Annotated in this window: 11 protein-coding genes and 1 pseudogene; 8 read left to right on the top strand and 4 right to left on the bottom strand. The window is 42.4% G+C overall.

Translation table 11 applies throughout. The annotated features are described in order from the left end of the window. Window positions 1–363: 363 nt before the first annotated feature. Window positions 364–576, top strand: a complete 213-nt coding sequence (locus tag IM477_RS19825) for a hypothetical protein (RefSeq protein WP_002766476.1) — start codon at window positions 364–366, stop codon at window positions 574–576. Between the two features lie 167 nt (window positions 577–743). On the opposite strand, the gene IM477_RS19820 is transcribed toward IM477_RS19825, so the two are convergent. Then, on the bottom strand, window positions 744–980 hold the full coding sequence (locus tag IM477_RS19820; RefSeq protein WP_223213093.1) for an AbrB/MazE/SpoVT family DNA-binding domain-containing protein: 237 nt from the start codon (window positions 978–980) through the stop codon (window positions 744–746). A 153-nt stretch (window positions 981–1133) separates the two neighbouring features. Here IM477_RS19820 and IM477_RS19815 point away from each other — a divergent pair, with 153 nt between their 5' ends. Further along, entirely contained in the window at window positions 1134–1469 is a 336-nt protein-coding gene (locus IM477_RS19815) for an excalibur calcium-binding domain-containing protein (RefSeq protein WP_287733184.1), read from the top strand. Window positions 1470–1520: 51 nt separating this feature from the next. On the opposite strand, the gene IM477_RS19810 is transcribed toward IM477_RS19815, so the two are convergent. After that, a complete protein-coding gene (locus IM477_RS19810; RefSeq protein WP_287733183.1) occupies window positions 1521–2594 on the bottom strand; it encodes a Gfo/Idh/MocA family protein in 1074 nt (357 codons plus the stop codon). Window positions 2595–2828: 234 nt separating this feature from the next. On the opposite strand from IM477_RS19810, the gene IM477_RS19805 reads away from it, so the two are divergent. Both IM477_RS19805 and IM477_RS19800 read left to right on the top strand, forming a co-directional pair. Next, window positions 2829–3401 carry a shikimate kinase gene (locus IM477_RS19805; RefSeq protein WP_287733182.1) on the top strand — a complete coding sequence of 191 codons (573 nt, stop codon included), beginning with the start codon at window positions 2829–2831 and terminating at the stop codon, window positions 3399–3401. Further along, window positions 3401–3721 carry a cupin domain-containing protein gene (locus tag IM477_RS19800; RefSeq protein ID WP_287733181.1) on the top strand — a complete coding sequence of 107 codons (321 nt, stop codon included), beginning with the start codon at window positions 3401–3403 and terminating at the stop codon, window positions 3719–3721. Before IM477_RS19805 ends, IM477_RS19800 begins: the two co-directional genes overlap by 1 nt. A 17-nt stretch (window positions 3722–3738) precedes the next feature. Here IM477_RS19800 and hemW read toward each other — a convergent pair whose 3' ends face one another. Then, window positions 3739–4911 carry a radical SAM family heme chaperone HemW gene (gene hemW / locus IM477_RS19795; RefSeq protein WP_287733180.1) on the bottom strand — a complete coding sequence of 391 codons (1173 nt, stop codon included), beginning with the start codon at window positions 4909–4911 and terminating at the stop codon, window positions 3739–3741. Window positions 4912–5285: 374 nt separating this feature from the next. Between hemW and IM477_RS19790 the strand changes: the two genes are divergently transcribed. Further along, a complete protein-coding gene (locus IM477_RS19790) occupies window positions 5286–6365 on the top strand; it encodes a PIN/TRAM domain-containing protein (protein WP_287733179.1) in 1080 nt (359 codons plus the stop codon). A 118-nt stretch (window positions 6366–6483) separates the two neighbouring features. Here the strand turns inward: IM477_RS19790 and IM477_RS19785 are convergent, their stop codons facing one another. After that, the gene (locus IM477_RS19785; RefSeq protein ID WP_043995783.1) at window positions 6484–6762 is read right to left on the bottom strand and encodes a hypothetical protein; all 279 of its coding nucleotides are present in this window, start codon (window positions 6760–6762) and stop codon (window positions 6484–6486) included. Window positions 6763–7003: 241 nt separating this feature from the next. On the opposite strand from IM477_RS19785, the gene trmFO reads away from it, so the two are divergent. From trmFO to IM477_RS19770, 3 genes and pseudogenes are all read left to right on the top strand, one after another. Continuing rightward, entirely contained in the window at window positions 7004–8341 is a 1338-nt protein-coding gene (gene trmFO, locus IM477_RS19780; protein ID WP_287733178.1) for an FADH(2)-oxidizing methylenetetrahydrofolate--tRNA-(uracil(54)-C(5))-methyltransferase TrmFO, read from the top strand. Window positions 8342–8401: 60 nt separating this feature from the next. After that, the gene (locus IM477_RS19775) at window positions 8402–8899 is read left to right on the top strand and encodes a 2TM domain-containing protein (RefSeq protein ID WP_287733177.1); all 498 of its coding nucleotides are present in this window, start codon (window positions 8402–8404) and stop codon (window positions 8897–8899) included. A 386-nt stretch (window positions 8900–9285) separates the two neighbouring features. After that, window positions 9286–9985, top strand: a pseudogene (locus tag IM477_RS19770) (formylglycine-generating enzyme family protein); the annotation flags it as partial.

Below are 9985 nucleotides of genomic sequence, written 5' to 3'. Positions count from 1 at the left end.
TCAGATAAGAACGTAGGTTGGGTTGAAGCATGAAACCCAACGCCCGATTATGTTACGCTACCGCTAACCCATCCTACAAATAATTGTGCCTCCCTACTTAAAACACCTGAAGAAATTGCTAAAACTTATTCATCTTTGAGCTTAGAACAAGTTTATGCAACAATTTTGTACTATTTGCATGAGCAAGAAAAAATAACCAATTATTTAACCGAATTGTCTAAGGTGTAATCAGATAAGAACGTAGGTTGGGTTGAAGCATGAAACCCAACGCCCGATTATGTTACGCTACCGCTAACCCATCCTACAAATAATTGTGCCTCCCTACTTAAAACACCTGAAGAAATTGCTAAAACTTACTCATCTTTGAGCTTAGAACAAGTTTATGCGACAATTTTGTACTATTTGCATGAGCAAGAAAAAATAACCAATTATTTAACCGAATGGATTGAACATGGAGAAAGAATGAGAGAAATACAAAAACAAAATCCTCCTCCTGTGGCGGAAAAATTGAGAAAGTTAAGGCAACAAAGAAAAGCAGTCAAACAAGTAAATGAGTCTGAAATATCTCTTAGATGAAAATGTTGATCCTCTCTATGGGACTCAACTAAGAAGACTCAAGCCTGATTTAGTTATTAGAGTCATTAGAGAACCTGTTATACTAAATCTGTTGAGTATAGGCTACTTATGAAGACAGGCACTCATGCAAGAGGCAAGAGGCAAAAGGGGTAATAAATAATCAGTCTTTAATAACCAGATTTAGTATCACGGGTCGCTTGCATGATGTCGTTGGTTGTTAGACGGCTAGTTGCTTTGCCACGGATAGCGGCAATCAGTTGCTTTCCCCGGCTTAGGGTTCTAGGCTTGCGAATTTGCAAGATATCCCCAATCACTTCCAGCTGGATTTCTGTACCGGGTAACAACCCAAGCTTTTCTTGAATATCAGGGGGAATAGTGATTTGTCCATTAGGGCTAATTTTCATGGTGTTTTTCTGCATATACTAACAAATAATCGGAAGAGTCAGTGCCACTGGCTGCTTGACCCCCCCCAAACGTTTACCTGGGAATAACTCTGATTTATTATCCTGTATCCTATTTGGTACTATGATAAGAGCAGAGAATCAGGCAAGCATTTTATGAAAAAAGTAATTGTTATTTTAATTCTGGGTTTTCTGAGCGAACAAATATCAATAAAATCACCAATTTCTGGCAATCAAACCCTCAATAATTTAGCCGTAGCTAACAACAATAATCGTCCCACTCCCCAGAAAAAACCTAGTCCTTCTCCACAGTTTCGGTGCGATGGTAGAACTCACTGTTCCCAGATGAGATCCTGTCCAGAAGCGACTTTTTTCTTGAGAAATTGCCCCAATGTCAAAATGGATGGAGACGGTGATGGAGTTCCCTGTGAAAGTCAATGGTGTGGAAAAAAATCCTCAGAAAAATGTTTAAAAAGTTCTCCAGATAACTAATTTTGTTTCCTCACCCCAATTCTCTCATTTAAAGAATCGGGGTGAAAACAATTAAGAAGCAGTAATCACGGGAGAATTAAGATATTGATAATTCCAGTCCGATTGTTGCCAAACGCGACCATCAAGGGCAATTTGTTCGATTAAACTAGCTAATCGTAAAGCTTTTAAAGCTTGTTCCCCACCGACAGAAGGTTGGTTCCCACCGCGCACACAATGAACAAAATGTTCTAATTCCGCGTGTAGAGGTTCAATATTGCTGGTATAAACCTTTTCAATTAAACCATCTTGACGGTAGAGAACTTGACCGTAATCGGTGCTATAGTTAGCGGTGGTTTGCCGGTGAATGAGGATTTCATTATTGAGAAAATCCGCTTCCGTGAGAGAATTTTTACAGTGGGCTGCTAAACGACGAATCTTGCGATGAGTCACCTTACTAGCGGTTAAATTAGCCACTACTCCATTACTAAAACCAAGGGTTGCAGTGACATAATCGAGATAACCGGAATCAGTGGCAGCGCGACTACCACTAGCGGTTAATTTCACCACGGGAGCCGAGACTAATTCTAAAATTAAATCTATATCGTGGATCATTAAATCTAACACCACCGACACATCATTAGCGCGCTGGGAATAGGGACTCATGCGATGGGATTCAATCGCTAAAATCTCCTCGGTTTTCAAGACCTTCGATAACTCTTGGAAAGCGGGATTAAAACGCTCGATATGACCCACTTGCAGAATACAATCGTGATCGGCTGCCGCATTGACTAAAGATTCCGCTTCACTAATACTAGCGGCGATCGGTTTCTCGATCAAGGTATGTACTCCCCCTTGCAGACAGTCCATCCCGACTCGATGGTGTAACCGCGTGGGGACAGCGATACAAACCGCATCTACCCTAGGTAAGAGATCTAAATAATTTTCAAAAAAACGGACTCGGTATTTACTGGCAGTTTCCAGTCCCTTTTCGACGTTGACATCGGCCACCCCGACGAATTCCACGTCTTTTAATAAACTCAGGATGCGACTATGGTGTTGTCCCATGTTACCGACCCCGATAACCCCGACTTTAATCGGTTTGAGTTGATTTCTGTTACCCGGAAAGTTTGCTGGTTGATTGGACATGAATTTGAGACTCCTGTGTTCACACTCCTCACACCACTTGATTAGATTAATCAAGCTGATTTTGTCGATTAATTACCAAGATGGTATCATGGTTATCCAGCATTCTGACACGATGTCCGTGTCAATGGGGGTTCTGAGAAGATTTTCTGATTTCATCTCGCGGTTTTTACTCCCAAATGCTTATCAAAAAATCGTCCCTTAGTAGCGAGGACTACATTCAGCTAAATTTTAACTATGGACAATTCAACGGATTTTAACTCCTTACGGGGATTAAGTGTTTTTTTGCTAGGAATGATGGGGGCCGGCAAATCCACCCTGGGAGAGTTGCTTTCCCGACGTTTACAATATCGTTTTTTTGATACAGATATATTAATAGAAAGGGTCGCGGGAAAGAAAATCAGGGAAATTTTTGCCGACGAGGGAGAAGCGACTTTTCGGGAGTTAGAAACCCAAGTTTTAGCCGAATTATCCTCTCTGACTAAAACTGTGATTGCCACCGGGGGAGGGATGGTTTTAAAACCGATGAATTGGAGTTATCTTCGTCACGGTTTAATGATTTGGTTAGATGTTCCTCTCGAAGTCTTGGTTAAACGTTTAAAAAAAGATACCTCTCGTCCCTTGCTTCAGTCCACTGATTTAGAAAGTAAACTGGAATTATTATTAGAACAAAGACGAGGACTTTATGCAGAAGCAGATCTTCGGATTGTTGTTTCTGACCTAGATACACCTACTGATATCGTTGAGAAAATTTTAACAGCAATACCGACGGTGATTAAAGATTTTCATCCAGAAAGGGATCATAACTAATGATAGCAGCTTCAATTTTTGATTTACCTGAACTAATTCCTGACCGAGAAATTCTGGAAATTTTGGCCCAAAGTCAGGCTATTCGTCTGGAAAGAATTATTTCCACTGGTCAAACCACTCCCATCGGTCAATGGTACGATCAATCTGAGTTTGAATGGGTGATTTTATTACAGGGATTTGCTGAGATTAGTTATGAAGATGGCAGCCAAGTTAATCTGCAAGCAGGGGATTATCTGCTGATTCCTCCTCACCAAAAACATCGCGTCGAATTTACTAGCAATAATCCCCCTTGTATTTGGTTAGCTATCCATTATCGCTAGTAAAATATAGTTTCTAACTATTGCCAGCGATCGAATAAATCGGTTAAAACTAGATTAGAAAACAAAAAACCTTCGGGGTCGCTTAATCTGACCCTGCTATCCCCCTCAATTATTACTAAATTACGCTGTTTATGCGGCTCTAAGACCTCTAAAATTGCTTTTTTGATTTCCGAACCAAAATTAGCTTCAATGGCGGGTAAACTCACCCCTGACCCTAACCTTAACCCTAGCATCAAGGTTTCGAGAAGATCATCGATAAAACTATTTTTCTCCACGTCAATCTGACAGCCTTCTTTTACCCAAGCGAAATAGTCGCGACTTTTGCGCGGACGGGTAAAACGTTGTTGATGAAGATAACTAGCAGCCCCCATACCAAAGCCGTAATAGGGACGATTTTCCCAGTACACTCGATTATGTCGGCATTGATAACCCAGTTTGGCATAGTTAGAAATCTCGTAATGTTGATAACCGGCTAAAGCTAGTTTTTCACCGGCTAAAACATACATTTTTGCCGTGGTTTCATCATCGGGTAAGGGTTTTTTCCCCGGTTGATACTGTTTACCGAAAGGAGTAACCGCTTCTAAGACCAAATCGTAACAGGAAAGATGGGCCGGTTGCAGTTCGATCGCTTTTTCTAGGGAATTTTCCCAATCTGTGAGGGTTTGTTGTGGCAATCCTGAAATCAAATCCAAACTATAGTTAACTATTCCCAATCCCTGAATTAATTCCACTGCCTGATAGATATCCTTAACAGTATGCGATCGACCAGAAACCTGTAATAATGGTTCTTGAAAAGCCTGTACTCCTAAACTAACTCGATTGACTCCCGCGCTAAGATAACCCTGTAATTGTTCTAAACTAAAGGTAGCCGGATCGATCTCCATAGAAATCTCTATATCGGCGGCAAAATCAAACTTTTTGGCTAAAGTATCCAGAATTGCTCCTAATAATTCCACAGGTAACAGGGAAGGAGTCCCCCCCCCAAAAAAAATTGTTTCTAGGGGTTTCCCCGTCCCCTGACTAAGGCTAATTTCTTCTTGTAATATTTCCACATACTCCACCACAGGGGGAAAAGTCGCCGGATTGGTGCGATTACCAAGGACAAAAATCGGGAAATCACAGTAAAAACAGCGCCGACGACAGAAGGGAATATGAATATAAACCGAGGTTATGGGGTGAAAATAGGACATTAAAGCAGTTATCAGTGAACAGCAATCAGTAATCAGTGAACTCATACAGCCTTTCTCGTCAAGGTGAGGTACAGACTAAGCCTTGCTAATCAAGTATTTTAGATGCAAGAGCGAACCTCATCTATCTGAGAAACGCTGTAACTCGTATCTGATGACTGATAACTAATAACTGATAACTGATTCAAGGCTGACTCCCGACGGCTATAATTTCGTTTATCTTCGTTAAGATGTATTATGGCTGGGGAGAACATCTCCTAGAATGGAGGCAACTTTCCCGACACAAATTAGGAGAGGCCCACGGATATAATGTAAAAGTATCCATACTCATTATTTTTCTACCATCATTCCCCCCTATCCCCTCTGGTATTATCCCTATGCTTGATGCCGTCATAATTTTATTATTCGTCTTCGCTATTGCCAGTATTGGCTATAGTGGTGTGGACTTGCTGCCGGTTACTGTCCAGTTGCAAATCAGCAATATTGAAGCGTTACGCTGGTTATCGGCGGGTTTTGCCTCAATTATTGGTTTAGCCCTTGGTTTAGTTGCCCAAACTACCTATCGTCGTCTAGAAACCCAAGTACGGCAAACTCCGATCGAAGTTATTTTAACCCGTTCGGTCGGTCTAGTTATCGGTTTGTTGATTGCTAATCTGATCTTAGCCCCGATTTTCTTCCTACCGATTCCCAGAGAATTCTCGTTTATTAAGCCGATAATCGCCATTTTAGGCAGTATTATGTTTTCCTATCTCGGGGTTAGTTTAGCTGATACCCACGGTCGCACTTTTTTGCGTCTGATTAACCCGAATAGTATGGAATCAATTTTAGTGGCAGAAGGAACCCTGCAAGCGGCCGCCACCAAAGTTGTTGACACCAGTTGTATTATTGATGGTCGTATCGAACAATTGTTAGACACAGGATTTATCGAGGGACAGATACTCATTCCCCAATTTATCCTTCAGGAATTGCAACAGTTAGCGGATGGCAGTAACGACCAAAAACGAGTCAGAGGAAGACGCGGATTAGATATCTTAAACCGGATGCAAGAGGAATTTCCTGATCGCATTATCATTCATCCGGCCGATTATGACGATATTAGCACCGTAGATGCTAAATTAGTCCATCTTGCCCAAGAAATTAACGCCACCTTGCTCACTAACGATTATAATCTCAGTAAAGTGGCCAATCTGCAAAAAGTCACCATCTTGAATGTCAACGATCTCGCCCAAGCAGTACGCCCGATCTACTTGCCCGGGGATACTTTGGATCTGAAAATTCTCAAAGCAGGAAAAGAACCCACCCAAGGCATCGGTTATCTAGAAGATGGCACGATGGTAGTGGTAGAAGAAGGGAAAGATTATCTAGGGGGAGAATTGCGGGTAGTGGTGACATCTGCACTGCAAACCTCTGCCGGACGGATGATTTTTGCCAAACCCCAAAATTCCCTAATTGCCTAAAGGTAATAAAACCCAAAAAAGCCTCAAATACAACGCCAGAGGGGATTGTATTTGAGGAATTTCATTTTTTAAGGGAAGTTAAGTCACCAATCGAACTATCTAGCCAATTGATACCTAATTAAGCTGGTTTATTGATTACAGCCATGGACTGACGAGCAAAACCAAAATAACTATCCCAGAATTGTTTCTGACTATCGAGGGCAACTTTGGTGGCGGTTTCTTGGGCGGTTAGGTAGGATTTCACCCATTCTTGTTGATATTCGAGGGATTTAACCAAAGTTTCCGGAAACTCAAACACTGGTGTAGTCGTGGGAACACCATTACCCCAAGCGGACAGAAGCAGTTTCTGCCATTCGGCTAGGTATTTTTGGTATTCTTCAAGATAATTGGTGTTCATAGAAGTCAAACCGCTAACTAACCCATCTGGAAGGAGATGGTGAGAAAGTGGGGCGGTGTTGCCACCTTCTCGAAAGCAAAAACCGTGACGAGATAAAATATAATATTCTATCCCTTCCTTGATTATAACCTGAGTTTGTGATCAGCCCCAATCTTCATGCGATCGCCGTCAGCCCCGCCTATTTTTTGGTGACTGGGAACTGACGCTAAAATAATCCTACTCTAGCCATTTTCTCCCAACTATGATTGATCGCCCTATTCATGTAATTGGTGGAGGATTAGCGGGGACTGAGGCGGCGTGGCAGATAGCCCAAGCTGGTATTCCCGTGATCCTGTACGAAATGCGCCCAATTCGCTCTAGTCCCGCCCACCATAGCCAATTTTTAGCCGAATTAGTCTGTAGTAACTCCTTTGGTGCCATGGCGGTGGATCGCGCCACTGGGTTACTCCATGAAGAATTACGACGCTTAAATTCTCTAGTTATTGCCCAGGCCGATCAGCATAGTGTCCCCGCAGGAGGGGCTTTAGCGGTCGATCGAGGGGTCTTTAGTCGAAATTTGACGGAAATCTTGGCTAACCACCCTCTAGTCACCTTAAAACGTCAGGAGATCACGGAAATTACCCGGGATGGTATCGTTGTTTTAACCACTGGACCGTTAACCAGTGCTGCTTTGGCCGCAGATCTGCAAAATTTCGCCGGCCTGGACTATCTGAGCTTTTTTGATGCCGCTAGTCCGATTATTCTAGGGGAATCGATCGATCGAGCGATCGCTTTTCTGGCCTCCCGTTACGATAAAGGTGAGGCCGCCTATCTCAATTGTCCCATGGATCGGGAACAATACCTGCACTTCTGGCAAGAACTAAAACAGGCAGAACAAGCAGAATTAAAGGATTTTGAGCGAGAAAATGCCAAATTTTTCGAGGCTTGTCTGCCAATCGAAGAATTAGCCAGTCGGGGAGAAGATACCATGCGTTTTGGTCCCCTGAAACCGGTGGGATTAGCGGATCCCAGATATCCGGATCAACGTCCCTACGCAGTTATACAGTTGCGAATGGAAGATAAAGCGGGGCAATTGTGGAATATGGTGGGATTTCAAACTAATTTAAAATGGGGTGAACAAACACGGGTTTTCCGTCTGATTCCGGGGTTAGAAAAGGCCGAATTTGTCCGCATGGGGGTGATGCACAAAAACACCTTTATCAATTCTCCCCAGTTATTATCCTCCAGTCTCCAGTTTAAATCGCGACCGACGCTATTAGCGGCAGGACAGTTAATCGGCACGGAAGGCTATACGGCTGCGGCTGCTGGGGGATGGTTAGCGGGAACTAATGCCGCTCGTTTAGCTTTAGGATTAGAAACGGTGACATTGCCAACCACAACGATGATGGGGTCATTATTTGAGTTTATCAGCAGTGCCGAACCGAAACATTTTCAACCGATGCCGCCAAATTTTGGCATTTTGCCGAATTTTACCAGAAAAATACGCAATAAACGGGAACGTTACGGTCAATATGCCGATCGCTCTTTGCAGGATTTAGAAGCATGGATGAATCAGTTAAAAACTCCCTGTCTCGTCTAACTGTCAATCGCTAATCGATCGCCCATAATAGAGAAGGAACCTATTTCTTTCTCTATCGCTATGCCAAACCCCGATTTTTTCCCTCCCCAATCCTACAGTCAAGAGGATGTGCAGGAAATTCTCTATTTGGCTATCTCCCGTCAAGGGGATAAGGGAGAAATTACCCGTCAACAGTTGTTAGAAATTGCCGACGATTTAGCTATTGAAGTTAAAGACTTAGAAGCGGCGGAAAAGGACTGGCAAGAGTCAAAAATGGTCAGTTATAAGCGGCAAGAATTCGATCGCTTTCGTCGCGAGGAGCTAAAACATAAAACCGTTCGCTATCTGATTATTAATAGTTTTTTTCTTACCATTAATTTAATTAGTGCTGGAACAATTTCTTGGGCAATTTATATCTTTTTGCTAATGGGTTTACCTCTTTCTCTCTCGGCTTGGAAAACTTTTCAAAATCAAGGAATTGCCTACGAAGAGGCATTTAAACGCTGGAAAATTAAGGAGGAAATGAAAGAGTCTTTTGGCAATCTTTGGACACAAATTAAAAAGTTTTTACAGTTTTAAGTACCTAGTCAAAAACAAATTCAACTATAGAGAATAGGGAATAGGGAACAGATGGTAGGGTGGATTAGCGAAGCGTAATCCACCGTCTGCAATAAACTGAAACAACTATAGTGATTTCAAATAAGTCCGATACACTCTGGATCGATGAAACCTTTATTCTATTTGGTATTGATAAGTAGCTGGTTATAATTAAATTAAAAATGGATTTTAGGTTCGATACCCCCTGCCCCCCTTAATAAGGGGGGTGCCGATCCCCCCTTAGTCCCCCCTTTAATCCCCCCTTGATAAGGGGGGTGTCTGACAACTTTTAACACCTACCTACTTATTCTCAATCTTAATTGAAATGACTATAAAATAGAAAAAACTCACCCTCAGCGATCACGGCGATGGCAGAAGAAACGGCGAAAATCAAGCTTTATCGGAAAACCTATCAACTTCCCCAACTAAATCGCCCCGATTTATTGGTTTTGCAGGATCAGATTCAAGAAAGACAGCAACTGATTAAAACCGGAAAACGGGTCCGCAATACATGGCTAGGATTGAGGAAAAAAGAAGAACCCCTCAATTTCGAGGAAACTTTTCAAGAATTAGAAAGATTAGTCAAGGACTATAACCAGTTAATCAGATTTCTCACCGACCATAAGGATGAATACCGGCGGTTTTTTCTGGAACTGACCGAGGAAATCAAGGAGGCAGTGGCGGTTAAATGCCAGAAATTGGCAGAAACAGAGCGAAAACGCCAATCTTTGGAGAATAGCATCGGCTCGGCCGAACTGCGAGATACCCTGAGACTACAGAAACAGCAGATTTTCCGCACTGTGATTCTTGTTGGTCGCGCCAGCTTGCTCATGCTCAAGAAAATCGACCTAATCAGCGAAAGTATCCAGAAATTAGCTGAAGATCAGGATACACAAAAACAGGTTTTCTCGAAAATGATCGGCGAGTTGAACGGGTACAAACAAGTGTATCAGTTGCAGCTGGAGTTAGATAGTCTGGAAAAAGAAGCGATCGAAATGGCCAAAGTAGCCATTAATCTAGAACAATACCTAAAACCAATTATCGGGCAGTTTCAAGGCTTAATCGATC

Origin of the sequence: Microcystis sp. M090S1 (genome assembly GCF_020246295.1) — a bacterium.
Classification (GTDB): Bacteria; Cyanobacteriota; Cyanobacteriia; order Cyanobacteriales; family Microcystaceae; genus Microcystis; species Microcystis aeruginosa.
Note: the sequence above shows the minus strand (reverse complement) of the source record. Positions and strands in the feature narration are given on the sequence as shown.